Source organism: Nonomuraea sp. WAC 01424, from assembly GCF_003947315.1.
Lineage (GTDB): Bacteria > Actinomycetota > Actinomycetes > Streptosporangiales > Streptosporangiaceae > Nonomuraea > Nonomuraea spiralis.
This window is the reverse complement of the sequence record NZ_QHHZ01000002.1, coordinates 671,323-697,641: the sequence shown is the minus strand read 5'-3', so window position 1 is coordinate 697,641 and position 26,319 is coordinate 671,323. Positions and strand designations below refer to the sequence as shown.

Here is a 26,319-nt window from a genome sequence, read left to right as displayed (position 1 = left end):
GACTGATAACGAAGGTGTAAAGATGTGCCCCGTGCTAGGTCACCTCGACGGCAGGTTCGAGAGTGCGGATGCCGAGGCGGAACATCGCATCGCGGTGCTCTACCAGGAGTTCGGCGGCCCTCTGCTGCGCCACGTACGCAAATCGACTGGTAACGATCTGCAATGGGCCGAGGACGTCGTACAGGAGACACTGGTCAGGGCCTGGCGAAACTCGGCAAGACTGCAATGGGAACCGAGCCTTTTATGGGCGTGGCTACTGACAGTGGCCCGCCGGATCGTGATTGACGGACGTCGGCGGAAGAGCGCCCGGCCTCATGAGGTCGAGCCACCCGAAGTCGACCAGATGTCGGTGCCGGACGGCTCCGAGCGGGCTCTTTCGGCGATCGTGGTCGCCGACGCGCTGCGCAGCCTGTCCGAGGAACACCGCGAAGTGATTGAGCAGACCTACCTCCGAGACCGTACGATAAGTGAAGCGGCGGAGATTCTGGGGATTCCGCCGGGCACGGTGAAGTCCCGGCTCTACTACGGAATCCGGGCTCTCCGCGAACAGCTGCGGGACAGGGGGGTAGCCGGCTGATGCACGACGGGGTGGCCGCCTTCGTCCTCGGTGTCCTCGACGAAGAGGAGCACGAGGCGTTCGAACGCCACCTCGACACGTGCGAGCACTGCCAGGCCGAGCTTCTCGACCTGGCCGAGCTTCCCGACCAGCTCGACGACCTCAAGCACGCCCCCTCGACCTCCGGCGATGATCCCCCCATGTCGATGTCACGTTGACGTCTGTGCCCTTTTCGGGTGATATCGGTACGGCGAGGCATGCGCCCGGTGAACCAGCGCCGGGCGTTCAGGGGGAGGTGTGCGGTGGGCATCGACGGTGATGCGCCCGTTCCCCCGCATCGGCGGTTCGGCGAGGAAGGCGGACGGCTGTCGTACGGCGGCTATCTCCGTCTGCCCGAGCTGCTCGCGCAGCAGCGGCCGGAGTCGCAGGCCCCGGACGAGCTGCTCTTCATCACCATCCACCAGGTCTACGAGCTGTGGTTCAAACTGCTGCTCCACGAGCTGGAGTCGGCCAGGCAAGCCATGTTCGACGGCGAGCTGTGGCAGGCCAGGCACCTGTTCAAACGGGTGCACGCGGTCGAACGGGTGATGGTCGAGCAGGTCGAGGTCCTGGAGACGATGACCCCCCAGGACTTCCTGGCTTTCCGGGCCGATCTGGCCCCGGCCAGCGGGTTCCAGTCCGTGCAGTTCCGCGAGCTGGAGTTCCTGTCCGGGCTGAAGGACGAGCGTTACCTGTCCAGCTTCAGGAACGCCAGTGACGCCGAGCTGACGAGGCTCAGGCGCCGGCTGGCGGAGCCCACGCTGTGGGATGCTTATCTGACAGCCCTCTCCCGGCGTGGCCTGCCGGTCTCCGACGCGGAGATCATGGCCTCGCTGCTGGCCGTGGCGAGAGACCGCAGGTCCTACGACGATCTGTGGCAACTGGCCGAAGACCTGCTGACGCACGACGAGACAGCCGCGTTGTGGCGGATGCGCCACGTGCAGATGGTCGAACGCCAGATCGGCACCAAGTCGGGCACAGGCGGCTCGACCGGCGCCCCTTATCTCCGCGGACGTACCCGAATGCACTATTTCCCCCTGCTATGGGAACTTAGGGCCTGGCTATGAACAGCTATGGCAAACCCTCACAAAGGAGTGAGAGCGAAATGCCGCTCGACGAGGCCAAGGATGAGCTGCTGCAAAGAGCCGCGGAGAGTTGCGCGGTCGGCAGCGAGCACGTGAGCGCCGAGGAGGCCCTGTCCTTCCTGCGGTTCTACTACCGCCACGTCGCGCCGGAGGACCTGCTCGACCGCAACCCCGTGGACGTGTACGGCCCCGCGATGTCCCAGCGACGGCTCGCCGAGGTACGCCCCCAGGGCCGGGCCGTGGTCCGCGCCTACACCCCCACGCTGGAGGAGAACGGCTGGGACCCGGGCCACTCGGTCGTCGAGGTGGTCACCGACGACATGTCGTTCCTCGTCGACTCGGTCACCATGGAGCTCGACCGGCACGACATCGGCACGCATCTCGTCGTACACCCCCAGATGCGGGTCCGCCGCGACATGACCGGCCGGATGCTCGGCCGCGGTCAGGAGGACGTCACCGGCCAGGTGCTGGTCGAGTCGTGGATCCACATCGAGATCGACCGGCAGGCCGACCCCGCGGTGCTCAAGCGCATCGAGGCCGACCTGCAGCGGGTGCTCGCCGACGTGCGGTACGCGGTCGAGGACTTCAGGAAGATGCGGGCGCTGGCCGTGCAGACGGCCGAGGACCTCAGCATGAACCCGCCGCCGCTGGAGCCCGCCGAGGTCGAGGACAGCCTCGACCTGCTGCGCTGGCTCGCCGACGGGCACTTCACGTTCCTGGGCTACCGCGAGTACCGGCTGGAGCACACCGACGAGGGCGAGACGCTGAAGGCCCTGCCCGGCGCCGCGCTCGGCATCCTGCGCGACGACAAGGTCGGCTCCGACAGCTTCTCCGCGTTGCCCGCCGAGGTGCGGGCCAAGGCCCGCGAGAAGCAGCTCCTGATCATCACCAAGGCCAACAGCCGGGCCACCGTCCACCGGGCGACCTACCTCGACTACATCGGGGTCAAGCTGTTCTCGCCCGAGGGCGAGGTGATCGGGGAGCGGCGCTTCCTCGGCCTGTTCACGCACGTCGCCTACAACGAGTCGATCTCCAGGATCCCGGTGCTGCGGCGCAAGCTGGCCGAGGTGCTCAACGCCGCCGGCCACGCGCCCGACAGCCACGACGGCAAGGACCTGATCGAGATCCTGGAGACGTTCCCGCGCGACGAGCTGTTCCAGACCTCGGTCGAGCAGCTCCTGCCGATCGCGCTCGGCGTGCTGCGGCTGCGTGAGCGCAAGCAGGTCAAGCTGTTCCTGCGGCGCGACGACTACGGCCGCTACATCTCCTGCCTGATCTACCTGCCCCGCGACCGCTACACCACCAAGGTGCGGCTGAAGATGCAGGAGCTGCTGCTCAAGGCGCTCGGCGGCAGGTCGCTCGACTACAGCGCGATGATCGGCGAGTCCGTGCTGGCCCGGCTGCACGTCGTGGTGCGCGGCGTGCGCGGCAAGCAGCTTCCGGCGCCCGGCGTGGACGTGGAGGAGCTGGAGTCGCGCCTCGCGGCGCTCACCCGCTCCTGGGAGGACGACCTGGCGACCGCGCTGGACGAGATGACCTCCGAGGAGGAGGCCCCCGCGCTGGCCAGACGGTACGTCCCCGCCTTCCCCGAGGGCTACAAGGCCGACTTCCCGCCCAAGGTCGCCGTGGTCGACCTGCGCCGCCTGGAGCAGCTCATCGCCGAGGGCGAGGAGGTGGCGATCAACCTCTACGAGCCGTACGACGCCTCCGAGGGCGAGCGGCGGCTGAAGATCTACAAGGTCGGGTCGCCGATCTCCCTGTCGGAGGCGCTGCCCCTGATCCAGCGGCTCGGCGTCGAGGTCGTGGACGAGCGGCCGTACGAGATCGACAGGGACGGCGACGCCAGCACCAAGAACGCCTGGATCTACGACTTCGGCCTGCGCTACACCCCCTCGGAAGAGGTGGACAGGAACGACTTCAAGCGGCTCTTCCAGGACGGCCTCGGCGCCCTGTGGCAGGGGCGCGTCCAGGCCGACAACTTCAACGCCCTCATCCTGCGCGCGGGCCTGACCTGGGAGCAGGTCGAGATCCTGCGGGTCTACGCCAAGTACCTGCGGCAGGCCGGCAGCACGTTCTCGCAGCTCTACATGGAACGCGTGCTGCTGGGCAACGTGCGGCTGGCCCGGCTGCTGGTCCGCCTGTTCGAGGCCAAGCTCGACCCGAAGCGCGGCGACGAGGTCCGGCTCGACCTCGTGGAGGCGCTCAACGAGGAGATCCTGGGCGCCCTCGACGAGGTGGCCTCGCTGGACGAGGACCGCATCCTGCGGGCGTACCTGGAGATGATCCAGGCGACGCTGCGCACCAACTACTTCCAGACGGTCGACGGGCAGCGCAAGCCGTACATCTCGCTGAAGGTCGACCCGCAGGCGATCAGCGTGCTGCCGCTGCCGCGGCCGAAGTACGAGATCTTCGTGTACTCGCCCCGCGTCGAGGGCGTGCACCTGCGGTTCGGCAAGGTCGCCCGCGGCGGCCTGCGCTGGTCCGACCGCATGGAGGACTTCAGGACCGAGATCCTCGGCCTGGTCAAGGCGCAGATGGTGAAGAACACCGTCATCGTGCCCACCGGGTCCAAGGGCGGGTTCGTGGTGAAGCAGCCGCCCGTGTCCGGCAACCGCGAGGACCTGCTGGCCGAGGGCGTGGCCTGCTACCGGATGTTCATCTCCGGCCTGCTCGACATCACCGACAACCTGGTGGACGGCAAGGTCGTGCCGCCGGACGACGTCGTCAGGCACGACGGCGACGACACCTACCTCGTCGTCGCCGCCGACAAGGGCACCGCCAGCTTCTCCGACATCGCCAACAGCGTGGCCAAGGAGTACGGCTTCTGGCTCGGCGACGCCTTCGCCTCCGGCGGCTCGGTCGGCTACGACCACAAGGCCATGGGCATCACCGCCCGCGGCGCCTGGGAGTCGGTCAAGTACCACTTCCGCACCATGGGCGTCGACGTGCAGAACACCGACTTCACGGTGGCCGGCGTCGGCGACATGTCCGGCGACGTGTTCGGCAACGGCATGCTGCTCTCCCAGCACATCCGGCTGGTGGCCGCCTTCGACCACCGGCACGTCTTCATCGACCCGGAGCCCGACGCGGCCCGCTCGTTCGCCGAGCGGCAGCGCCTGTTCGACCTGCCGCGCAGCTCGTGGGCCGACTACGACGTCTCGCTGATCTCCGCCGGCGGCGGCGTGTTCCCGCGTACGGCCAAGTCCATCCAGATCACCCCGCAGATGCGCGAGGCGCTGGGCATCGAGGCGGGCGTCAACTCGCTGGCCCCCAACGACCTGATCAGCGCCATCCTGCGGGCCCCCGTAGACCTGCTCTGGAACGGCGGCATCGGCACCTACGTCAAGGCGGGCTCGGAGACCCACGCCGACGTCGGCGACAAGGCCAACGACGGGCTCCGGGTGAACGCCGGCGACCTGCGGTGCAAGGTCATCGGCGAGGGCGGCAACCTGGGCTTCACCCAGCTCGGCCGCATCGAGTTCGCGCTGAACGGCGGCCTGGTCAACACCGACTTCATCGACAACTCGGCCGGGGTCGACACCTCCGACCACGAGGTGAACATCAAGATCCTGCTCGACCAGGTCGTCCGCGACGGCGAGCTGACCGACAAGCAGCGCAACCAGGTCTTCGCGTCGATGACCGACGAGGTGGCCGATCTGGTGCTGCGCGACAACCACGCCCAGAACGTGGTGCTCGACGCGACCCGCGCCCAGTCCGTCGAGATGCTCCACATCCACGCCCGCTACCTGCGCAAGCTCGAACGGGACGGGCTGGTCAACCGGGAGCTGGAGTTCCTGCCCTCGGACAAGACGCTGGCCGAACGGCGGCAGGCCAGGCTCGGGCTGACCGCTCCGGAGTTCTCGGTCCTGCTGGCCTACACCAAGATGGTGGCCGACGCCGAGCTGCTCGGGTCCGAGTTGCCCGACGACCCGTACCTGGCCTCGTTGCTGGTGTCGTACTTCCCGTCGGACCTGCGCGAGCGGTTCCGCACGTATATGGACGCCCATCCGCTGCGGCGCGAGATCATCACGACCTGCGTGGTGAACGAGCTGGTCAACGCCATGGGCACGACGTTCATGTTCCGCTTCGGGGAGGAGACCGGGGCCTCCACGCCAGACATCGTGCGGGCGTACCTGGTGGCGCGCGAGGTCTTCGACCTGCCGAGCTTCTACCGGGCCGTGGAGGAGCTGGACAACAAGGTCGACACCGCCACCCAGATCGCCATGCTGCTGGAGGGCCGCAAGCTGGTCGAGCGCGGCACCCGCTGGCTGCTGGTCAACCGGCGTCCGCCGATCGACCTGGCCGGGGCGGTCGGCTTCTTCCTCAAGGGCGTCAACGGGCTGGCCGCGTACATCCCCAAGCTGCTCACGGGGCCCGACCTGGCCGCGTACGAGGAGCGCCGCGACTCCTTCGTGGCCCGCGGGGTGCCGCAGGAGCTGGCCGAGCGGGTGGCCGCGATGGTGCCCGCGTACTCGACGCTGGACCTGGTCGAGGTGGCCTCCCTGACCGGCCGTCCGGTGAACGAGGTGGCGGAGGTCTACTTCGACCTGGCCGACCGCCTGCAGCTCGCCCGCCTGCGCGAACGTGTCATCGCCCTGCCCAGGGACAACCGCTGGAACTCGATCGCCCGCTCGGCCCTGCGCGACGACCTGTACGCCGCGCACGCGTCGCTGACCCGTGACGTGCTGGCCCACAGCACGCCCGGCCTGCCCCCCGAGGAGCGGCTCGCCGGGTGGTCCGAGGCCAACTCGGCCACCGTGGGACGCGCCCGGCACACGCTGGCGGAGATCTGGGAGAGCGACAACTTCGACCTGGCGACGTTGTCGGTGGCCCTGCGCGCGATCCGTACGCTGGTGGCCGCGAGCAACCTGCCTCACACGGAGGCGTAGGAAACGCCCGACGGGGCCCTCACTCGCCGATGGCGCGGGTCAGGGCTCCGTCGTGGGCGATGACGCGGGCGGCGGCCGGGGCCGTCAGCGGGGGCACCGCAGAGGCGTACTGGTGGATCTCGGTGAGTTTGAGGCTGCGGCGCACGGACGAGCCCGAGATGGCCCAGCCCGCCTCCGGCGGCACCGGGATGATGTAGGTGTTGTTGGCGACGGTGCGGGTCGAGGTGTTGCGCGACAGCGAGTATTGGATCAGCGCGCCGCCGTCGTCCGTGCGCAGCGCGTAGACCGGCCAGTTGTCGGCGCTGAAGATCGAGTCGTAGCTGAACCCGTCCTTCTTGGCCTTCTCCCGGTCGGTGGCGATCTGCTCGGCCACGTCCGCCGTGTACGGCCCGTCGGCGAGCAGCCCGGCCGTCACCCCGGCCGCCCCGGTCTCGGCGACGCTCGCGTGCACCGGGCCCATGTACTGGGGGCTGATCGTGACGCTCTTGTCGTCGGGCGCCACCGCGCTGGCGTAGCCGTCGGCGTCGAGGCGCACCTGCGGCGCCTTCTGCCCCGGCAGGAGCTGCGCCGCCGAGCTGAGCTGCCAGTCCTCGACCTTGGCGAACGTCAGCAGCGTCGGCTGCCCGTTGCGCGTCACCAGGGCCGTGAACCAGGGCGGCTGCCCCTGCTGGGGGGCCCTCGGCACGTAGAAGGTCGGCGAGCCCCACGTGTAGCGCGGCGGGCGGTTGTCGGTGGACTGGTAGGCCGCCTGCGTCAGCGGGAACTGCCCGTCGCGGGTCAGCTCGACGGCCAGCCCGAGCCGCCCCGGCACGTCGCTCTGCACGCGCAGCACGTCGTCGGTGGCCAGGATCGAGCTGAACGCCTCGGCGGCCTCCTCGCGCGTGACGACGGGCGCCGGGCCCGTGGGCGAGGGGGTCGCGGAACCCGTGACGGCCGCCTTCCCCGTGGGCGGCGCAGGGGACTTCTGAGCAGGGCCTGTGCACGCGGCTGCCGCGGCCAGCACGCCGACGGCGAGCGCCAGCATCTTCCCCCGACCGTATGCACGCACCTCGCCATGTTATTCGTGCACGCGAGGGTCGCGTACCCTAGGGAGACGTGGCAGGCATCGATCCAGCAGAAGAGATCAACGAGCTCGCGAACACGCTCCGCAGCATCCAGGACGTGCTCGACCTCGACGCGATGCGCAAGCATATCGAGGAGCTGGAGCAGCAGGTTGCCGCCCCAGACCTGTGGGACGACCCCGAGCAGGCGCAGAAGGTCACCAGCAAGCTCTCCCACCTTCAGGGCGAGCTCAACCGGGTCGAGGGCGTGGCACGCCGTCTCGACGACCTGAAGGTGCTCTACGAGCTGGCGGCGGAGGAAGGCGACGACGACACGCGCGTCGAGGCCGACAAGGAGCTGGAGTCCCTCAAGTCCGACATCGGGGCTCTTGAGGTGCGCACCCTCCTGTCGGGCGAGTACGACGCCCGCGAGGCGCTCGTCACCATCAACTCCCAGGCCGGTGGCGTCGACGCCGCCGACTGGGCCGAGATGCTGCTGCGCATGTACCTGCGGTGGGCCGAGCGCAAGGGCTACTCCACCGAGGTCTACGACACCTCCTACGCGGAGGAGGCCGGCATCAAGTCGGCCACGTTCGCCATCAAGTCCCCCTACGCCTACGGCACGCTGCGCGGCGAGCACGGCACCCACCGGCTGGTCCGCATCAGCCCGTTCGACAACCAGGGCCGCCGCCAGACGTCGTTCGCGGGTGTCGACATCGTGCCGGTCGTCGAGCAGACCGACCACATCGACATCAACGAGGACGACCTGCGCGTCGACGTCTACCGTTCGTCGGGTCCCGGCGGCCAGGGCGTCAACACCACCGACTCGGCGGTGCGCATCACGCACCTCCCGACCGGCATCGTGGTCTCCTGCCAGAACGAGCGTTCCCAGCTCCAGAACCGCGCCTCGGCGATGAACGTGCTCCAGGCCAAGCTGCTGGAGCGCAAGCGGCAGGAGGAGGCGGAGAAGATGTCTGAGCTGCGTGGCGCGACCACCACGTCATGGGGCACGCAGATCCGCAACTACGTGCTGCACCCGTACCAGATCGTGAAGGACCTGCGCACGGGCACAGAGGCGGGCAACCCGACGGCGGTGCTCGACGGCGACCTCGACGGGTTCATCGAGTCGGAGATCCGCTGGATGCGACGGCAGGAGTCAGGCACCGACTAGGTGCCTGAGCACCAGCGTCGCGAAGAGCAGGACCAGAAGCAGGACGGCGACGAGGGCGGGTGACAATCCGGCGAAGCCGTGGTTGTGCATCCGCTCTCTGTTGGCTCGGCAGAGCGGGCAGCGGCCCTCGATCACGGGGTGGGCGCACTGCGCGCATACGAGGTGTTCGCAACTCATGACAGCCCCAAGTCTAGCCGCACAATCGTTTTGTTTCCGTTATGGACGTTCCATGCCAGTCTTCCCCCTAGACTGTCGTCTGGCCAATCGGAACGTCGATCATCAGTAAAGACGGCGCCCCCGATTGGTCGGCGGCGGGAAATGGGCATGTGCCACCCTCGCTTCCGTCCTGACCCCTAGACTGGCATGCCGTGATGCTCTCGTGATCCATTTCGATAATGTCACCAAGGTCTACGCGAACCAGAACCGGCCCGCTCTCGACCACGTCTCCGTCGACGTGGACAAGGGTGAGTTCGTGTTCCTCGTCGGCCCTTCGGGGTCAGGCAAGTCCACGTTCCTGCGTCTGGTCCTGAAGGAGGAGCGGCCCAACTCCGGGGCGATCCACGTCGCCGGCAAGGACCTGGCCCGCCTCTCCAACTTCAAGGTGCCTCACCTGCGCCGCCGTATCGGCTGCGTCTTCCAGGACTTCAGGTTGCTCCCGAACAAGAACGTCTACGAGAACGTGGCGTTCGCCCTAGAGGTCATCGGCAAGCCCAGGCGGTTCATCCGCAAGGTCGTGCCCGAGGTCATCGAGCTGGTCGGCCTGGAAGGCAAGGCCCATCGCATGCCCGACGAGCTGTCCGGCGGCGAGCAGCAGCGAGTCGCCATGGCCCGCGCGTTCGTCAACCGGCCGATGATCCTGCTGGCCGACGAGCCCACGGGCAACATCGACCCCGCGACGAGCATCGGCATCATGAAGGTGCTCGACCGCATCAACCGGACTGGCACCACGGTCGTCATGGCCACGCACGACGCGGCCATCGTGGACTCCATGCGCAAACGCGTCGTCGAGCTGGAGGACGGGAAAATCGTCCGTGACCAGTCGCGTGGCGTTTACGGCCAGGCGTACTGACAGGGAGCGGCAGACAGAACATGCGGGCGAACTTCATCTTCTCCGAGGTCTGGATCGGCCTCCGTCGCAACCTGACGATGACGATCGCGGTCGTCATCACCGTGGCAGTCGGCATGGCGATGCTCGGCGTCGGCTTGATGATCAACGCCCAGGTCTCCATGCTGAAGACCTACTGGTACGACAAGGTCGAGATCTCGGTCTTCCTGTGCACCAAGAACACCGCGATGCCCGCCTGCAACGGCAAGGCCATCACGCCGGCGCAGAGCAAGACGCTGGAGGCCAACCTCAAGGGCACCCAGGGCGTCAAGGAGGTCTTCTACGAGGACCAGGCCACGGCGTACGAGAACTTCAAGACGGCCTACCAGGCCAACTCGGCCCTCGTCGACGCCACCAGGCCGGAGGACATGCCCGAGTCGTTCCGGGTGAAGGTGGTCGACCCTGAGAACTACCAGCCGGTGATCCAGGCCATCAAGGGCCAGCCCGGTGTGTCCCAGGTGATCGACCAGAAGGAAACCATCGGCAAGTTCTTCGCCATGCTCGACAAACTCTCGTTCTACGCGCTGGCCGTCGCCATCATCCTGGTGCTGGCCGCGGCGCTGCTGATCGGGAACACGGTCCGGTTGTCGGCGTTCAACCGGCGCCGGGAGACCGGGATTATGCGCCTGGTGGGCGCCTCCAACCTCTACATCCAGCTCCCGTTCGTGATGGAGGGCGTGATCGCCGGCCTGATCGGCGGCGTCTTCGCGGCCGTCATCCTGATCGTGACCAAGGTCATGCTCTTCGAGGAAGTGGCGGGCTTCTTCGGCTCGGCCAAGCTCGGCTGGGACACTGTCGCCCAGACCATCACGCTGACCATGGCCATCGGTGTCGTGATCTGTGTGCTGGCCTCGTTCGTGACGCTCCGCCGATACCTCAGGGTGTGAGGAATCGCCGGTAAGGTCGAAGCATGCCACGTGAGACCGGGCGGAAGGTCATCGCCCAGAACAAGCGTGCTCGGCACGACTACCACCTTGAGGACACCTTCGAGGCGGGGCTCGTGCTCCAGGGCACGGAGGTGAAGTCGCTCCGAGAGGGCCGCGCCTCGCTCGTCGACGGCTACGCCAGCATCGACGACGGCGAAGCGTGGCTGCTCAACGTGCACATTCCCGAATACATGCAGGGCACGTGGACCAACCACGCCGCCCGCCGCAAGCGCAAGCTGCTGCTGCACCGCAAGGAGATCGACAAGCTCGCCGCCATGACCAAGGAGGGCGGCCTCACGATCGTCCCCACGGTCCTGTACTTCCAGGACGGCCGGGCCAAGGTCGAGATCGCCGTGGCCCGGGGCAAGAAGGACTGGGACAAGCGGCAGTCGCTGGCCGAGCAGCAGGCCAAGCGGGAGATGGCGCGGGCCATGCGGCACCGCAACCGATGAGAGCGGCGGCACTCTAACCGATGACACGCGCGCGCCGCACTCTTGCCGCGGCCGTCACCCTGGCGGTCGCGAGCATGACACTGACCGGCTGCTTCGAGGAGTCCTCGCCGCACGACGCGGTGCGTGACTTCCTCGTGGGCTGGCAGTCGGAGGACTACGCCCTGGCCGCGGGCCGCACAGACGGCGACCCGGCCACGGTGGGCAAGGCCCTCGCCAACGCCAAGCTGGAGCTCGACGCGGCCTCGTTCCGCTTCAGGATCAAGAGCGTGAGCGTGAACGGCGACGAGTCCAAGGCCGACTTCCGCGCCGAGGTCGACCTAGGGGAGAACACCCCCCTCTGGGAGTACGACGGCTCGCTGCCGCTGCACCTGGTCGACGGCAGGTGGAAGGTGCGCTGGTCGCCGTCGGTGCTGCATCCGCAGCTCAAGGAGGGCCAGCGGTTCGCGGTCGAGACCAACCCCAAGCCGCGCCAGCCCGTGGTCGACCGGTCGGGCGACGCACTGCAGAACGAGCTCTACGTCTACGTCGTCGGCGTGGTGCCCTCCCAGCTCGGCGACCGGGCCGAGGACGTCGTGGCCAAGCTGTCGGTCATCACCGGCTACGCCAAGGACCGGCTGCTGAGCCGGATCAGGTCCTCGCCGCCCGACAAGTTCGTGCCGCTGGTCACGTTCGGTCGGTCGCGTTACCTGTCGATGAAGCCCAAGCTGGCCGGCATCTCCGGCATCCAGACCGATCCGCAGCCGCAGCCCATCGACCCCGCCGACCCCAAGCAGATCGTCGGCAAGGTCAGCGCGCTCACGCCCGAGGACGAGCAGAAGCTCGGCGGCCCCCAGCGGGCCGGTGACTCGGTCGGCCAGAGCGGCCTGCAGCAGGCCTACCAGGACTATCTGACCGGTTCGACCGAGACCAAGGTGATCACCCTCGATCTCAAGACCGGGCGGCAGGTGGCCAAGTTGCGCGAGTGGCCGGGCCGCCAGAACGTCTCGGTCAAGACCACGATCGACAGCCGTACCCAGGCGGCGGCCGAGCGGGCGGTGGCCGAGACGGAGACCAGCGCCCTGGTGGCCGTGCAGCGCGACACCGGCGAGATCCTCGCCGTCGGCACCAGCGGGCTCAACCAGGAGAAGGACGCGCTGGCCGGCCGGTTCCCGGCGGGCACGGCGTTCTCGATCGTGGCGGCCGACGCGCTGATCAAGAGCGGCGTCAGCACCCGGCAGCGGCTGGCCTGCCCGGCCGAGCGCACGGTGGGCGGCGCCAAGTTCGTGCACACCAGCCAGACCGCCGGGTCGGCGGCCTCGGCCACGTTCCAGGAGAACTTCGCCAAGGGCTGCGTGACCGCGCTGGCCTCGCTGGCCCGCCGGGTGAGTGCCGGCAGCCTGGCCACGAGCGCCAAGTCGTTCGGCATCGGCCAGTCGTGGCGGTTGCCGCTGAAGTCGTTCAGCGGCGGGCTGCCCGAGTTGTCCAGCGACGCCGACAAGGCCAGGGCCATCGCCGGCCAGAACGTCGAGGTCAGCCCGCTGTCGATGGCGCTGGTCGCGGCCGCGGTCGGCTCCGGCACCTGGCGTCCGCCGGTGCTCGTGACCGACCCCAAGTCGCCCGATCCGGCCGCCGAGGTCGCGCCGGCGCCCCAGCCCCCGCCCGTCGCGATGGATCCCAAGGTCCGTACCGCGCTGACCGCGATGATGCGGGCCGGCGCGACCGGCAGCCCCGCCCAGGCGGGCCGCGGCCGCGTCTATGGCGTACGCGCCACGGCGGGCAGCCAGGACAAGCCCATGACCTGGTTCGTCGGCTGGCAGGGGGACGTGGCGATCGCCGTACTGGCCAAGAACTACGACGCCGCGGCCGTCGCGGGGAGCTTCTTCTCGGGCCTTCGTGACCAATCGTGAAAATCTTGTGACGGTGAGCAACCATCGCGGGTGGCGGTTGCGTCTTACTCAATGACTGGGCCCGCTCGGGGGGTTGCGGACTCAGTCGCCGTGATGAGATCAGGACTTCATCTCGGGGGAAGTCCTGCCGTCCGGACCGGCTCGACCCTGCCGGTCGGCCCCCGGGAGCGCGTGCTGCTGTGCCACGCTCCCGGGGGTTTCGCCATGCTGGAATTAAGTTGGCGTTGGGGGCGTTATCCCATGTACATTCAGTGTTGCTCGTCTCCGCGTGAGGCGTGTTGACAACTGCACAGGGGGTGACTGGCTTCGACTTCGATCTTGCAAGCCAGGTGAAGCGGGCCGAGGACTGCGGACATAACCTCGTTAATCCTGTGACCGCAAACCAATAAGTGCCAATTCCAAGCGCACTGAGGTCGGCCAGGACTCCCTGGCCCTCGCTGCCTAAGTAGCGAAACCTCTGTCAGCCCGGGAGTGCCTTCGGCCCGGTGTCTGGCATCGTTAGAAGGCTCAACCGATCGACCCGGCCACGGGGGCGATCGGGAAACCAAACAGTGGCTGAGCCCGTCGGCGACTCGCCTGTGTGATCGCCGGGGCTGAGAAAAGCACAACAGGCTGCGCCCGGAGAAGCCCTGACTTGGGGTTGAAGGACGCGGGTTCGATTCCCGCCACCTCCACGTGTGTTCCGTGTTCGACCTGCGGAACGGATCGCCGAAGGGCGGTCGGACGGCTTCATCGCCGGTCCGGCCGCCCTTCGTTTTTTGTGTGCCGTCGTACGGTTGCGCGTGGTTGGATCTGGGTGGATCACCCCGCGAACGGAGCAAACGTGGATCTCCCGCACGCCGACCGGACACGATGGTTCGCCCTCCTGGTCGTCTTCGCCGTCGCCGTCTGGGGCATCTCGGTCGTGGCGGGCGGGAGAGGTGACGCCGAGCGTGCGGCGTTGGCGCGGAAGCTGGCACTCAAGGGCGTGGAACTGCGCGACGTCGACGCCCTGGGCGCCCGATTACTCGGCGCGGCGGCCGTACGCCTGAACGCCGACGCGCAGACGCGGGAGGCGCTGGCCGACACCGTCGCGAACGAAGGACGGGTCGACCTCAACGACGTCAGCCGATCCGACGACGTGGCGATCGCCTCGGACGGGTCCTTCGTTCTTGCCCTTCCCTTTGCCGAAAAAGTGCATAGATGGGATCTGCGAGAGGAGGGCGGGTACGAGAGCGTGCTCGATCTCAAGACCTCCTCGGTCGACCGGATGGCGGTGTCGGCGGACGGGCGGGTGGTCGTGGCGGCCGACGATTACGACGGCGTGACACTGTGGGATCTCGACAGGCGGACACACCCGCGCAAGGCGGCGTTCCTGCCGCTCATGGGGTCCTCCTTCGAGATCGTCCTGTCCCGCGACGCGGCGACGGCGTTGATCGCGTACGAGGACCTGGACGACGACCTGGAAGGGGTGACCGTGGAGGTGTGGGACCTCGGCAGCCTGTCCCGTCCGGCCCGTCGGTCGACACTGAAGGTGCCGGGCGACCTGCTGTACGACCTGGCCATCAGCGCGGACGGCAGGACGGCTGTGGCTGTTCGGGACGACGGACGGAGCCCGCTGGTCTGGGACCTGACGGATCCGGCCCACCCCGCCGAGTCCCATGTCGGTGACCAAGGGATGGAATCGGCCGCGCTCAGCCCCGACGGGCGAAGGGCCGTGTTCGGCACCGGGAACGGGGTGGAGGTCTGGGATCTCGGCGACCGCGCGAAGCCCGTACGGGTGGCGACGATGGGCGGGGAGTTTCGTGACGTCTTCACCGTCGCCATGGCCCGGAAGGGGGATCTGGTGCTCGCCGCCGACTATCACGGGCATGCCGTCCTGTGGGACCTGTCAGAGCCGTCGAGACCGGTGAGGCTTGCCACCCTGAGGACGGGGGTTCGTGGCGTGGAGGAGGTTGCTCTCAGCGACGACGGACGGACCGCGGTCATGGGCAGCCCGGAGAGCGGCCCCCGGGTCTGGGATCTGTCATACGTGGAGCAGGACCCGCTCGAGAGCGTCTGCCGGCGGGGGGACGACGTGATCTCGGCCGAGTTCTGGGAGCTCCACACCGAGGGGCAAGGGGCCGCGTACACCGACGGGGACTTCCGGCTGTGCGACGGTGTGCTCACCCAATAGGGGACGGTGTGCTCACCCGACAGCGACGGTGTGCTCGTCCGATGGCGGCGGCGTGTTCACCCGATGGCGCGTAGCCATCGGCGGAGGCAGTCCAGGACGGTGCTCGGCCCGGGGGGCGGCAGGACGCGGCGCAGTTCGCCGTCGGTGGCCGGGCGGGCGTCGAGGGCGGCCTGGCGCAGCAGTTTGCCGTCCGACCGCAGGCCGCCGAGCACCCGGACGTTCACCGTGCCGCGGCGCACCGCGTAGCCGTGCGTGTCCTCGGTGCGGACGTATGTGAGGCCGGAGCCGGCTGGGGTGCACTCTTCGGTGCGGAAGCAGAGGTCGTCGCCGTCGGCGATGCTCACGTACAACGTGATGCGGACGCTCTGCGCGCCGTTGCCGGTGTGGTCGGAGGGCGTGTAGACCATCCCTGGCGGCATGGCCGTGAGCCCTGGGGTGTACCCCGGGATCTTCGCCGCGTAATAGTCGCCGGTCTGCTCCTGGTCGGCGCCCAGTTCCCGGGTGGTGGCCGGGCGCAGGCTCCGGGCGGCGGACCTGAGCAGGTCGTGGCCGACGGCTGTGCTCCCGATCACCGCGACGTGGCGGCGGCCCACCTTCACCTGGTAGCCGTGCTCAACCGGGCCTTGGCGATAGACCAGGCCGCCGCTCTCGGCCGTGCAGGACTCGGTCGGCAGATGGGCGTCCTGGGCCGTGGGCTGTCCGCACCTCGCCTCGCCCGTCATGAGCCGGTCGTACGCGGTGATCGTGACGTACCGGTCGGGCGGGACGGAGGCGGGGTTCGCGGGTGAGAAGCCGGAGCCGCCCAGTCCGCCGCCGTAGTCGTTGTCGTCGGGCCGGTAGCCGGGGACGGAGACCACGTACGCGGTCTCCTTGTGGATGCTGCTCGCCCGCAGGCGCGCCTCAAGGTCGTCCGGCGCCTCCTGGCGCAGCACGGCCACGCCGGCGGCCACGAGTGCCACGGTCAGTCCGAGTGCGACCGTCCGGTAGCGCCACCCGCGTACGAGCAGGCCGGCCACCAGGGCGTACGGGATGCCGCCGAGCAGGAACGTCAGCAGCGTGTCGCGGCTCACCCCGAGGTCGGCGACGTCGGTCGCGGCCCAGCCGAGGGCCCATCCGGCGGTCCCCACGACCAGGACCAGCAGCGCCCACGACAACCGGCCGCCGCGGGTCGCGCCCAGGACCGAGACCGTCCGGGTGGCCCGGATCACGATGATCAGGTAGGTCAGGAGCGCCGCGGCGCAGAGTGCGGCGGCGACGAGGACCGTGCCCTCGCCGTCGGCGAACAGCGTGACCAGCAGGATCAGCCACGCCGTCGGCAGGAGGACCGAGCCCACCGTCCAGGCCGCGGCGAGGTGGGCGAGGACCGGCAACGGCTTCGGCGAGATCTTCCCGGGCCTTCCGCCTGGACGGACGGCGTGGTCGTCCGGGGAGTCGTTCTGGGTGGCCGCGCGCACGCCGGTCTCCGTGTTCCTCATGCCCGGAAACCGCCCGGCGGCGGCGCCGGGGCGGGTCAGTGTTCGAGGGTGGTCCTGATGTGGCGGTTGCGGGTGTCCATCAGGTGGGTCATGTGGCGGCGGAGCACCAACCGGTCGACCAGGCGCCCCAGGGGGCCGGCGGGGGCGGAGAAGTCGATGACGTCGGTCATGAGGGTGGCGTCCGCATCGGGAGCCGGCTCGAAGTGGTGTTCGTGGCGCCAGTGGCGGAACGGGCCCTTCAGTTGCTCGTCCACGAAGTACGTGGGCCGTTCCCAGGCGATGATCGTCGAGGTCATCCGCCAGGTGAGGCCGAAGTGGCGGGCCTGCCAGGTGACCTGGTCGCCCAGGGTGAGCAGGCCGGTGGTGACGCCCGCGACGGCGCGTTCGGACGAGCCGGCCATTGACGAGGTGTGGGTCTCGACGGACAGTGACGTGTCGAAGAGCAGGTCCGGTGGGGCGAGGACCAGGGTCACGATCTCGAAGCGCGACATGGCGGCATCTTAGGCGTCCGCCTGGAGGAAACGGTCAGGCGGGCCGGTGGGCGCAGCCGGCGTACTCGTCGAGGCGGCGGAACATAGCGGCCAGCATGAGCGGGAACATCGCGACGTGCGCGACGAGCATCAGCACGCCGCCGTCGATGACGCCGAGCCAGAGCAGGGGATAGAGCGGCACGATCGGGACGAACATCGCCGCGCACATCTCCAGCGTCGACGGCCAGCGGTGGCCGCGGAAGCGCATCCACGCGGCCATGCCCACCGACATGTTCACGGCCATGATCAGGTACGCCAGCTCCGGCGACTCGTCGTGCGAGACCGAGAGCCCGACGGCTGACTGGAGGGCGCCGAGCGCGAACATGCCGGCGAACATCGCGACGATCATCTCCAGGTAGTGCAGGGCGAATCTCGTCCAGCGGCGTCCGGTGGCCGAAGGCGTGGCGGGTGTCGAGGTCATGTCTTCGACTCTGCGCGGACGGGAACACGCGCGGGAAGGGACGAGGCAGGGCATGTCCGGAAACTTGGGTTCTGTGTCCTATAGACCTACAGTCGTGCCCATGGAACCCCGGCGGGTCGTGGTCGTCGCCTACGAGGCGGCCGAACTGCTCGACATCGCGTGTGTCACCTCGACGCTGGAGAACGCGAACTGGCACGGCGCCTCACCGTACTACCAGGTGCGGCTGGCGACGCCCGGCGGTCATCCCGTGACGACCGGCAGCGCGCTGGTCATCCAGGCCCAGCTCGCGCTGGAGCGGATCACCGGCCCGCTCGACACGCTCATCGTCTCCGGCGGCACCGGCCACGTGGACGCCGCGGACAACTCGCTGGTCGTCGCCCACGTCCGGAGGCTGGCGCGGGAGAGCAGGCGGGTGGCGTCCGTGTGCACGGGCTCGTACGTGCTGGCCGCCGCGGGCCTGCTCGACGGCAGGCGGGCCACCACCCACTGGCGTGAGGCGCCCGACATGGCGGCCCGCTACCCGCGGGTCACCGTGGACCCCGCCCCGATCTTCATCCGCGACGGCGACGTGGCCACCTCCGCCGGGGTCACCGCCGCGCTCGACCTCACGCTCGCCCTGGTCGAGGAGGACAACGGCGCCGAACTGTCCAGGACGGTCGCCCGCGGCATGGTCACCTACCTGCAACGGCCGGGGAACCAGGCGCAGATGAGCATGTTCGTCGACCCGCCGGCGCTCGCCGACAGCCTGGTCAGGCGGACGGTCGAGCACATCTCCGCGAACCTCGCCGCCGACCTCACCGCGGCCGCGCTGGCCGCCGCGGCGGGCGTCAGCGAGCGGCACCTGACCCGGCTGTTCCTCAAGCACCTGGGGCAGACGCCGGGCAGGTTCGTGCGGCTGGCCCGTACCGAGGGCGCCGCGCATCTGCTGGTCTCGACCTCGCTGCCGATGTCCGCGATCGCCGCGCGCTGCGGCTTCGGTACGGCCGAGACGCTGCGCCAGGCCTTCGTGGACCGGTACGGCGTCCCGCCTTCGCACTACCGGCTGACCCAGTCGTCGGCGACCGGTTGATCGCCTTTTGTCCAGCCCGAAATGAGTGATCCGGGCTAGTGTGTCTGACTTGGGCCCTTCCCGAGCAGTTAGGTGATCAACAGATGCGAAAGACGATCGGGCTGACCGCCGCGGCCCTCGTCCTGTCGGGGTGCGGGATGCTGCCCGGCGGGCAGTCGCAGACCGCCGCGAAGGAGGCGGTCACCACCGCCCCCGGCTCACAGCAGAGCGCGGCCCCACAGCAGAGCACGGCCCCACAGCAGAGCGCGCCCGTACAGCAGGACGAGCCCATCGCCACCCGCGAGACCAAGGTCGGCTCCGGCGGCCAGTACGGCAAGGCCCGCGTCGAGATCACCTCGCTCAAGCGCGAGGGCAGGACCGTCACGCTCAACTGGACGGTCACCGCGATCGAGGGAAAGGTCAACCTGCACAACGGCCTGGGCACCGGGACGCTCGACTACAGCGTCGCGAACGTCTCCCTGATCGACCCGGTGAACGCCAAGCGCTACCGCGTCGCCCGCAACGGCACCGGCGCGGACGCCAAGTGCGTGTGCTCCGGCACCCAGGGCCAGTTCCTGGAGGCGGGCAACGCCAGCACCCTGTACGCGGTCTTCGCCGCCCCGCCGCCCGAGGTCACGAAGGTGAACGTGGAGATGCCGATGATGGGCGTGTTGTCCGATGTTCCGCTCTCTTAGCCTCGCGCTCGCCCTCGTCCTGACGCCCGCTCCGGCGCCTACCGAGCAGCCCACGGTCCCGCCCGGCGCGACCGGGCCGGTCGAGGACCTCGTGCTGCCCGTCGAGGACATCATCGGCGAGGTCGAGTCCCTGGACGGGAGCGAGAGCGAGACCAAGCAGGGGCGGCAGGTGACGGTCGCGCTGACCAGCGACGTGCTGTTCGCGCTGGACAAGTGGCGGCTGACCGCCAAGGCCAGGAGCCGGCTGGCGAAGGTGGCCGAGAAGGTCGAGGCGGAGGGGGCGGGCGGCGTCGTCCGGATCGAGGGGCACACCGACGATCAGGGGAGCGATGCGTACAACCTGGTGTTGTCGCGGCGGCGCGCGCAGGCCGTGCGCGAGGCGTTGCGCACGCTGCTCGGCGGCGGCGAGGTGACCCTCCAGGCCACCGGCTACGGCGAGACGCGGCCGAAGCTGCCCAACCTGGTCGACGGCAAGCCCGTGGAACGCAACCGGGCGAAGAACCGGCGCGTGGAGATCGTCTTCACCGCCAGGCAGTGAGGACGGGGGCGTCAATCGCCCGGGAGCTGGCCCAGGGTCACGGTGACGGTCTGGGTCTCGCCGTCGGGACGCAGGATCTCCACCTTGACCTGGTCGCCGGGCTTGAAGGTGGTGAGCTGCTCGGACAGCGCGGCCATGGTCGCGGTCTTCTCGCCGTTGACCGCGACGATCACGTCGCCGGGCCGGATGCCCGCCTTCTCCGCGCCGCCGCCCTTCTCCACGCTGGCCACGCCCACGCCGCTCGGCTGCCGGGTGGAGCCGATGATCGTGCTGCCGCTGATGCCGAGGGCGGCCCGGTGGCTGTTGGTGACCTTGCCGTACTTCACGATCTGCGCTGCGATGTCGGTGGCGGTGTTGCTCGGGATCGCGAACCCGATGCCCGGCGCGGCCCCGCCGCCGAACTGGGGGTCGGTGGCGGCGAGCGTCGGGATGCCGATCACCTCGCCGGCCAGGTTGACCAGCGCGCCGCCGCTGTTGCCGGGGTTGATCGCGGCCGAGGTCTGGATCGCGCCGCTGATCGTGGCCCCGGGGGAGTCGGGGCTCTGGGGCTCGCTGACGGTACGGCCGACCGCCGAGACGATCCCGTCCGTGACGCTGCCGGACAGGCCCAGCGGGTTGCCCATGGCCAGGACGATCTGGCCGACCCGCAGCTTGCCCGAGTCGCCGAACCTGGCCGGGCGCAGCCCGTCGGGCCGGTCCACCTTGATCACCGCCAGGTCGCCGGCGCCGAACGCCTTGACCAGCTTGGCCGAGCGGGGCGCGCCGCCGGTGGCGATCGTGACGTTCATCTCGGTCGCCTCGCCGACCACGTGGGCGTTGGTGATGATGTGGCCCGCCGTGTCGTACACGATGCCGGAGCCGAGGCCCACCTTGGTGTTGATCTGCACGATCGACGGCAGGACGTCGGTGATGACCTGCTCGTACAGGCCCTCCAGCGGCTGCGGCGCGCCCTCCGGGGACGCGGTCGCGGTCGGCGACGGCGAGCCGGGGGCGGTCGTGGCCGGCGAGGCCGTGGACGTGGAGGTGGACGTGGAGGTGGACGGCCCGCAGGCCGCGAGCAGTGCGACGGCTGCCAGGCCTGCGGCGATCTCCCTCATGGGGAGGTCTCTGCCCAGCTCAGCCCGAAAGATACGCTTCCCGTACGTCGCGTCTGCTCAGCTTGCCCGTCGGGGTGCGCGGCAACGCCGCCCGGTACTCGATCACTCTCGGATGCTTCAGCCGGGCCAGCCGAGGCGCGCAGTGCCGCAGCAGTTCGGCGGTCAGCGCCGCGCCGCCCGTCACGCCCGGCGCGGGCTGGACCAGCGCCACGACCTGGTGCCCCCACTCCGGGTCCGGTACGCCGATCACCGCGACGTCGGCCACGGACGGGTGTTCGAGCAGCGCGGCCTCGATCTCGGCGGGGTAGATGTTGACGCCGCCCGAGATGATCAGGTCGGTCCTGCGGTCCAGCAGGAACAGGTAGCCGTCCGCGTCGAGTTGGCCGATGTCACCGGGCGTGTACGCGGCGCCGCGCATGGCCGAGGCGGTCTTGTCCGGGTCGCCGTGGTACTCGAAACGGTTGATCCCGCCGATGTAGACCATCCCGGGCTCGCCGGGGCCCAGCTCGCGGCCGTCGTCGCCGATGATCGTGAACGCCATCCCGTCGAGGGCCCGGCCCACCGTACCGGGCCGTTCCAGCCACTCCTGGGACGACACCATGGTGGCCACGGCCGCCTCCGTCGAGCCGTAGTACTCCCACAACACGGGACCTAGCCAGTCGATCATCGCCTGTTTGGTGGCCGGAGGGCAGGGGGCGGCGCCGTGGTAGAGGTGGGTGAGGGAGGACAGGTCGTACCTGTCCCGATCCGGTACGGCGAGCAGCCGGTGGAACATCGTGGGCACCATGAACGCGTTCGTCACCCGGTGGCGTTCGATCAGCTCCAGCGTCCCGGCCGGATCGAACCGCTCCGGGGCGACGATCGCGTGGCCGAACTGCAGGGCCATCATCGCCTGGCCGTACGGGGCCGAGTGGTAGAGCTGCGAGCACACCAGGTGCACGCCGTCGGCGGGCAGGCCGAAGTGTCGCCAGCTCTTGCGCATCAGGATCGGGTAGAGGTCCTCGGGCGTCAGGTCGAGCAGGCGGCGGCGTACGCCCTTGGGGCGGCCCGTGGTGCCGGAGGTGTAGAGCATCATCGAGCCGGCCCGGCGGTGCCCGGGGGCGGTGTCCGGCTGTCCGGCGGTCAGGTCGGCGACGGTGAGGGCGTCCGGGGCGATCACGACGGTGGCGCCGCAGTCGGCGATGACGTAGTCGATCTCCTCGGCGGTGTAGTGCCAGTTGACCGGGACCAGGTAGGCGCCGATCTGGTAGGTGGCCAGCATCATGGTGAGGGCGTCCAGCCCGTTCTTCAGCACGGTCACCACGGCGTCGCCGGGCCGGACGCCGCGCGCGAGCAGGCCGTGGGAGGCCAGGTCGGCGCGGGTGAGCAGTTCGCCGTAGGTCGCGCTCTCGTCGTCGCCGAGCAGGGCGGGACGGGCTGGGTCGGCGGCGGCGATCTCGTAGAAACCCCTCATGTTCGCTGACCATACAGAATTTGATTCTGCTGGGGGAATAGAGGAATTATCCCGCTGTTTGGTGACGTAACCTCAAGGCCATGGCGGACGTCGGCGACCAGAGATCAGCGCAGGACACGCAACCTTTCCGCAAGGTCGTGGTGCCGCCTGCCGAGCAGACGGTCAAGATCCCGCGTCCTCCTCGGCCGGGTGCCTCCCAGCCTCTCCGTCCCGCCGCCCAGCCTCCGTCCGGCCCTCAGCCTCCGTCCGGCCCTCAGCCTCCGTCCGGCCCTCAGCCTCCGTCCGGCCCTCAGCCTCCGTCAGGGCCGCAGCCGGGACCGCCTTCGGGGGCGCAGGTGCGTCCGCAGCGGCCGTCCGGGCCGCAGGCGGTGCCGCCGGTCCACTTGGGTGGGCCTCCGCAGCCTCAGCCTGGGAGCCGTCACCCGCAGGCCGGTGCGCAGGTCGGCGGCGGGTCGGGGCCGAGGCCAGGGGTAGCGCCGGGGCCAGGGTCGGCGTCGGGGTCAGGGGTGGCGTCGGGGCCGCAGGCCGGGGCCGGGGCTGGCGCGGGGAGGCCGGGACAGCATCAGCCGGTGCAGGTGTGGCCCCCCGGGTCGCCGCGAGCGCCGCATCCGGGCGCAGGCGGCCCCATGGCGGGCAGTCCAGGCGCGGGTGGGCCGGGCACAGGCGGCCCGGGCGCGGGTGGGTCTGGCATGGGTGGGCCTGGCGCGGGTGGGCCGGTGGTGGCGGTTGTTACCAAGCCTCATAAGCGTGGCATCGGCGACATTCCCATCCGTGCCATCTACCTGGCCGGCGCCATTCTCGCCACCGTCGTGGCGGTGTTGCTGGTCTTCGTGGTGTTCTCCGGCGACGTGCCGACGGGCGGCGACCCTGCCGGGGCTCCGGTGTCGGTCGCCCCCGTGCCGGCCGCCAGTGCCACCCCGACCGCCTCGCCGACCCCCACCGAGACGCCGATCGTGTTGCCCCCGGTGCCGGAGAGCAAGGCGTTCGCCACGCCGGCGGGCAGCAAGGCGTCCGTGGTGACCGGGATCATCACCGACCGGACGTCCGGCATCAGCTATCCGCGCCTGGCCGCGCCCTGGGACGCCAAGTCGTTCGCGCCGTTCACCGTCGCCCAGCGCATCGGCAAGGTCGCCGTGCCGCACACCGTCATCGCCTCGGCCATGTTCCCCGGTGACGCGCCGGAGAAGAAGCCCTCCAAGGACGCCGACTACCGCGAGATGGCCGCCCGGGCCGCCCGCTGGACACTGCGTACGCAATACCCGGCGGGCGCCACGCTGACCTCCTGGACCGGCTCCAAGAAGGTGCCGCTCGGCAAGGGCTGGTCGCTCGGCTACAAGGTCACCTTCGTCTCCGGCGGCAAGACGCAGACCGCCCAGGCCATGGTGACGATCGTCGAGGTGGGCAAGACGAAGCCGGCGATGCTGATGGCCTCGATCCCCGAGAAGAACAAGGCGCGTTGGGCTGATCTGAACACACTTGTCCAGCAGGTGAAGCCCCTCTAGGCCAGAAGCATGCTCTAGAATATGGTTCTGGGTGTGAGGCATGCACGTTGACCTGGCTGGAGGATGAGCAATGGCGATCGGATTGAGCGAGGAGCACGAGGCGCTCCGCGACTCGGTGAGCGGCTGGGCCGACCGGAACATCCCCTCGGAGCTGCTGCGATCCGGGTCGGAAGAGCGTCCGGCCTTCTGGCCGGGCCTGGCCGAGCAAGGGCTCCTCGGCCTGCACCTGCCCGAGGAGTCCGGCGGCTCGGGCTACGGGCGGCTGGAGGCCGCCGTCGCCGTCGAGGCGCTGGCCGAGAAGCTCGCGCCGGGCCCGTACGTGCCGACCGTGCTGGCGAGCGCGGTCATCCACGCCTCCAAGCGCCACGAGCTGCTCGAATCGCTCGCCGACGGCACCCTCACGGGCGCGGTCGCGCTGTCCGGCTCGCTCACCGGCACCCGCGGAGACGACGGGACGCTCGTCGTCTCCGGCACGGCCGAGCCGGTGCTCGCCGGCTCGCTGGCCGACGTGCTGGTGTTGCCGGTGACCACGTCCGAGGGCGAGGAGTGGATCGCGGTCGACGCCGCCGCCGCCACCGTCACGCCGGTCAGGTCGCTCGACCTGACCCGGCCGGTGGCCAAGGTGGAGCTGTCGGAGGCGCGTGTGCCCGCCGATCGCGTCCTGGACGGCGTCGAGAGCCCCGACGTGCTCAACCTGGCCGCGATCCTGCTCGGCGCCGAGGCCGCCGGCCTGGCGTCCTGGTGCGTCACGTCCGCCGCCGCCTACGCCAAGGTACGCGAGCAGTTCGGCCGCCCGATCGGCCAGTTCCAGGGCATCAAGCACAAGATCTCCCGCATGCTCGTCGCCCTTGAGCAGGCCCGCGCCACCGTATGGGACGCCACCAGGGCCGAGGGCCGCGAGCTGGAGTACGCCGCCGCCGTGGCCGGTGTGATGGCCCCCGACGCGGCCGTCCAGTGTGCCAAGGACGCGATCCAGACGTTCGGCGGCATCGGTTACACCTTCGAGCACGACGTGCACCTCTACTACCGGCGCGCCCTCACCCTGCGCGCCCTGCTCGGCCCGTCGGCCGAGTGGGCCGCCTCGGTGACCGCGCTCGCGTTGCAGGGCGTCGGCCGCGAGATGGAGATCGACCTGCCCGAGGGCGCCGACGAGCTGCGCGAGCGGATCCGTACGGAGATCGCCGAGATCGCCCTGCTCGAAGGCCAGGAGCAGAAGCGGGCCCTGGCCGAGCGCGGGTTCGTCATGCCCCACCTGGCCAAGCCGTGGGGCCGCGCGGCCAAGCCGCTGGAGCAGGTGCTCATCGCCCAGGAGCTCAAGGCCGCCAAGGTCAGGCTGCCCGCGATGATCATCGGCGCCTGGGTGGTGCCGTCCATCGCCGTGTACGGCACGCGCGAGCAGCAGGAACGTTTCCTGCCCAAGACGCTCAGCGGCGAGATGATCTGGTGCCAGCTCTTCTCCGAGCCGGGCGCCGGTTCCGACCTGGCCTCGTTGCAGATGAAGGCGGAGCGGGTCGAGGGCGGCTGGCGGCTCAACGGCCAGAAGATCTGGACCTCGGTCGCCCACGTCGCCGAATGGGGCATCTGCATCGCCCGCAACTCCTCCGAGGGCACCAAGCACGAGGGCATCACGTACTTCCTGGTGGACATGAAGGCGCCCGGCGTCACGGTCCGGCCGCTCACCGAGATGACCGGCGAGAACCTGTTCAACGAGGTCTTCCTCGACGACGTCTTCGTCCCGGACGACCTGGTCGTGGGCGAGGTCGGCGACGGCTGGAAGGTCGCCCGCAACACGCTGTCCAACGAGCGTGTCTCGCTCTCCTCCGGCTCGGGCGGCACCGGCGCGTCGGTGCCCGACCTGCTCGGGCTGATCGGCCGGCTCGGGCGCGAGCTCACGCCGGCCGAGGAGCAGGAGGTGGCCGGGGTCGTGTGCGAGGGGCACTCGATCAACGCGCTGTCGCTGCGGGTCACGCTCAAGCAGCTCGCCGGGACCGAGCCGGGCGCCGACGCCTCCGTACGGAAGCTGCTGTCCACCTCGCACGCCCAGCACGTCTCCGAGACGGCCGTCGGCCTGCTCGGCACCCAGGCCGTGGTGGCCGCCGACATGAAGCTCGGCGACGCCGGCTACTGGAACCGGGCGGTGCTCGCGACCAGGGCCATGACCATCTACGGCGGCACCACCGAGGTGCAGCTCAACATCATCGGCGAGCGCATGCTCGGCCTGCCCAGGGACCCCGAGCCGGGCAAGTAACGCATGTG

21 protein-coding genes and 1 other RNA gene are annotated in these 26,319 nt (G+C 69.7%); 16 read left to right on the top strand and 6 right to left on the bottom strand.

Annotated elements, in window-relative coordinates; translation table 11 throughout:
* Window positions 1-31 precede the first annotated feature (31 nt).
* The 4 genes from DMB42_RS08545 to DMB42_RS08530 all read left to right on the top strand — a co-directional run bounded on the left by DMB42_RS08545 (window position 32) and on the right by DMB42_RS08530 (window position 6,569).
* The gene (locus tag DMB42_RS08545; protein WP_125632308.1) at window positions 32-577 is read left to right on the top strand and encodes a sigma-70 family RNA polymerase sigma factor; all 546 of its coding nucleotides are present in this window, start codon (window positions 32-34) and stop codon (window positions 575-577) included.
* Window positions 577-774: a zf-HC2 domain-containing protein gene (locus DMB42_RS08540; protein WP_125632306.1), complete on the top strand. Its 198-nt coding sequence runs from the start codon at window positions 577-579 to the stop codon at window positions 772-774. Before DMB42_RS08545 ends, DMB42_RS08540 begins: the two co-directional genes overlap by 1 nt.
* 84 nt (window positions 775-858) lie before the next feature.
* Entirely contained in the window at window positions 859-1,662 is an 804-nt protein-coding gene (locus tag DMB42_RS08535; RefSeq protein ID WP_221762051.1) for a tryptophan 2,3-dioxygenase, read from the top strand.
* 38 nt (window positions 1,663-1,700) lie between these two features.
* The gene (locus tag DMB42_RS08530; RefSeq protein ID WP_125632302.1) at window positions 1,701-6,569 is read left to right on the top strand and encodes an NAD-glutamate dehydrogenase; all 4,869 of its coding nucleotides are present in this window, start codon (window positions 1,701-1,703) and stop codon (window positions 6,567-6,569) included.
* Window positions 6,570-6,588: 19 nt separating this feature from the next.
* On the opposite strand, the gene DMB42_RS08525 is transcribed toward DMB42_RS08530, so the two are convergent.
* Window positions 6,589-7,617, bottom strand: coding sequence for a hypothetical protein (locus DMB42_RS08525; RefSeq protein ID WP_125632300.1), 1,029 nt, complete (start codon window positions 7,615-7,617; stop codon window positions 6,589-6,591).
* Between the two features lie 47 nt (window positions 7,618-7,664).
* Between DMB42_RS08525 and prfB the strand changes: the two genes are divergently transcribed.
* The 7 genes from prfB to DMB42_RS08485 all read left to right on the top strand — a co-directional run bounded on the left by prfB (window position 7,665) and on the right by DMB42_RS08485 (window position 15,304).
* Window positions 7,665-8,780 (top strand): peptide chain release factor 2, encoded by a 1,116-nt coding sequence (gene prfB, locus DMB42_RS08520; protein WP_125632298.1) that lies wholly within the window; start codon window positions 7,665-7,667, stop codon window positions 8,778-8,780.
* A gap of 379 nt (window positions 8,781-9,159) precedes the next feature.
* Window positions 9,160-9,849, top strand: a complete 690-nt coding sequence (ftsE, locus tag DMB42_RS08510; protein WP_020541427.1) for a cell division ATP-binding protein FtsE — start codon at window positions 9,160-9,162, stop codon at window positions 9,847-9,849.
* A 20-nt stretch (window positions 9,850-9,869) separates the two neighbouring features.
* Window positions 9,870-10,772, top strand: a complete 903-nt coding sequence (gene ftsX, locus DMB42_RS08505; protein ID WP_125632294.1) for a permease-like cell division protein FtsX — start codon at window positions 9,870-9,872, stop codon at window positions 10,770-10,772.
* A 23-nt stretch (window positions 10,773-10,795) separates the two neighbouring features.
* The gene (gene smpB, locus DMB42_RS08500) at window positions 10,796-11,263 is read left to right on the top strand and encodes an SsrA-binding protein SmpB (protein WP_125632292.1); all 468 of its coding nucleotides are present in this window, start codon (window positions 10,796-10,798) and stop codon (window positions 11,261-11,263) included.
* A gap of 20 nt (window positions 11,264-11,283) precedes the next feature.
* Entirely contained in the window at window positions 11,284-13,149 is a 1,866-nt protein-coding gene (locus DMB42_RS08495) for a penicillin-binding transpeptidase domain-containing protein (RefSeq protein WP_125632290.1), read from the top strand.
* Between the two features lie 292 nt (window positions 13,150-13,441).
* Window positions 13,442-13,826, top strand: a transfer-messenger RNA (tmRNA) gene (ssrA, locus tag DMB42_RS08490).
* A 146-nt stretch (window positions 13,827-13,972) separates the two neighbouring features.
* Complete coding sequence (locus tag DMB42_RS08485; RefSeq protein ID WP_125632288.1) at window positions 13,973-15,304, top strand: WD40 repeat domain-containing protein; 1,332 nt, start codon at window positions 13,973-13,975, stop codon at window positions 15,302-15,304.
* Between the two features lie 56 nt (window positions 15,305-15,360).
* On the opposite strand, the gene DMB42_RS08480 is transcribed toward DMB42_RS08485, so the two are convergent.
* Genes DMB42_RS08480 through DMB42_RS08470 form a run of 3 tightly spaced genes read right to left on the bottom strand, consistent with a single transcriptional unit; the run spans window position 15,361 to window position 17,730 of the window.
* Window positions 15,361-16,779 (bottom strand): hypothetical protein, encoded by a 1,419-nt coding sequence (locus DMB42_RS08480; RefSeq protein WP_125632286.1) that lies wholly within the window; start codon window positions 16,777-16,779, stop codon window positions 15,361-15,363.
* A gap of 35 nt (window positions 16,780-16,814) precedes the next feature.
* The gene (locus DMB42_RS08475; protein ID WP_125632284.1) at window positions 16,815-17,270 is read right to left on the bottom strand and encodes an SRPBCC family protein; all 456 of its coding nucleotides are present in this window, start codon (window positions 17,268-17,270) and stop codon (window positions 16,815-16,817) included.
* 34 nt (window positions 17,271-17,304) lie between these two features.
* Complete coding sequence (locus tag DMB42_RS08470) at window positions 17,305-17,730, bottom strand: hypothetical protein (RefSeq protein ID WP_125632281.1); 426 nt, start codon at window positions 17,728-17,730, stop codon at window positions 17,305-17,307.
* Between the two features lie 100 nt (window positions 17,731-17,830).
* Here DMB42_RS08470 and DMB42_RS08465 point away from each other — a divergent pair, with 100 nt between their 5' ends.
* From DMB42_RS08465 to DMB42_RS08455, 3 genes are all read left to right on the top strand, one after another.
* Window positions 17,831-18,799: a GlxA family transcriptional regulator gene (locus DMB42_RS08465; protein WP_125632279.1), complete on the top strand. Its 969-nt coding sequence runs from the start codon at window positions 17,831-17,833 to the stop codon at window positions 18,797-18,799.
* Between the two features lie 83 nt (window positions 18,800-18,882).
* A complete protein-coding gene (locus tag DMB42_RS08460) occupies window positions 18,883-19,473 on the top strand; it encodes a hypothetical protein (protein ID WP_125632277.1) in 591 nt (196 codons plus the stop codon).
* Window positions 19,457-20,011 (top strand): OmpA family protein, encoded by a 555-nt coding sequence (locus tag DMB42_RS08455; protein ID WP_125632275.1) that lies wholly within the window; start codon window positions 19,457-19,459, stop codon window positions 20,009-20,011. Before DMB42_RS08460 ends, DMB42_RS08455 begins: the two co-directional genes overlap by 17 nt.
* Window positions 20,012-20,022: 11 nt before the next feature.
* Here the strand turns inward: DMB42_RS08455 and DMB42_RS08450 are convergent, their stop codons facing one another.
* Both DMB42_RS08450 and DMB42_RS08445 read right to left on the bottom strand, forming a co-directional pair.
* The gene (locus DMB42_RS08450; RefSeq protein WP_125632273.1) at window positions 20,023-21,108 is read right to left on the bottom strand and encodes a S1C family serine protease; all 1,086 of its coding nucleotides are present in this window, start codon (window positions 21,106-21,108) and stop codon (window positions 20,023-20,025) included.
* A 19-nt stretch (window positions 21,109-21,127) separates the two neighbouring features.
* The gene (locus DMB42_RS08445) at window positions 21,128-22,561 is read right to left on the bottom strand and encodes an AMP-binding protein (protein ID WP_125632271.1); all 1,434 of its coding nucleotides are present in this window, start codon (window positions 22,559-22,561) and stop codon (window positions 21,128-21,130) included.
* A gap of 716 nt (window positions 22,562-23,277) precedes the next feature.
* Here DMB42_RS08445 and DMB42_RS53040 point away from each other — a divergent pair.
* Both DMB42_RS53040 and DMB42_RS08430 read left to right on the top strand, forming a co-directional pair.
* Complete coding sequence (locus DMB42_RS53040; RefSeq protein WP_185844526.1) at window positions 23,278-24,063, top strand: hypothetical protein; 786 nt, start codon at window positions 23,278-23,280, stop codon at window positions 24,061-24,063.
* Window positions 24,064-24,133: 70 nt separating this feature from the next.
* Window positions 24,134-26,311 carry an acyl-CoA dehydrogenase gene (locus tag DMB42_RS08430; RefSeq protein ID WP_125632267.1) on the top strand — a complete coding sequence of 726 codons (2,178 nt, stop codon included), beginning with the start codon at window positions 24,134-24,136 and terminating at the stop codon, window positions 26,309-26,311.
* Window positions 26,312-26,319 lie beyond the last annotated feature (8 nt).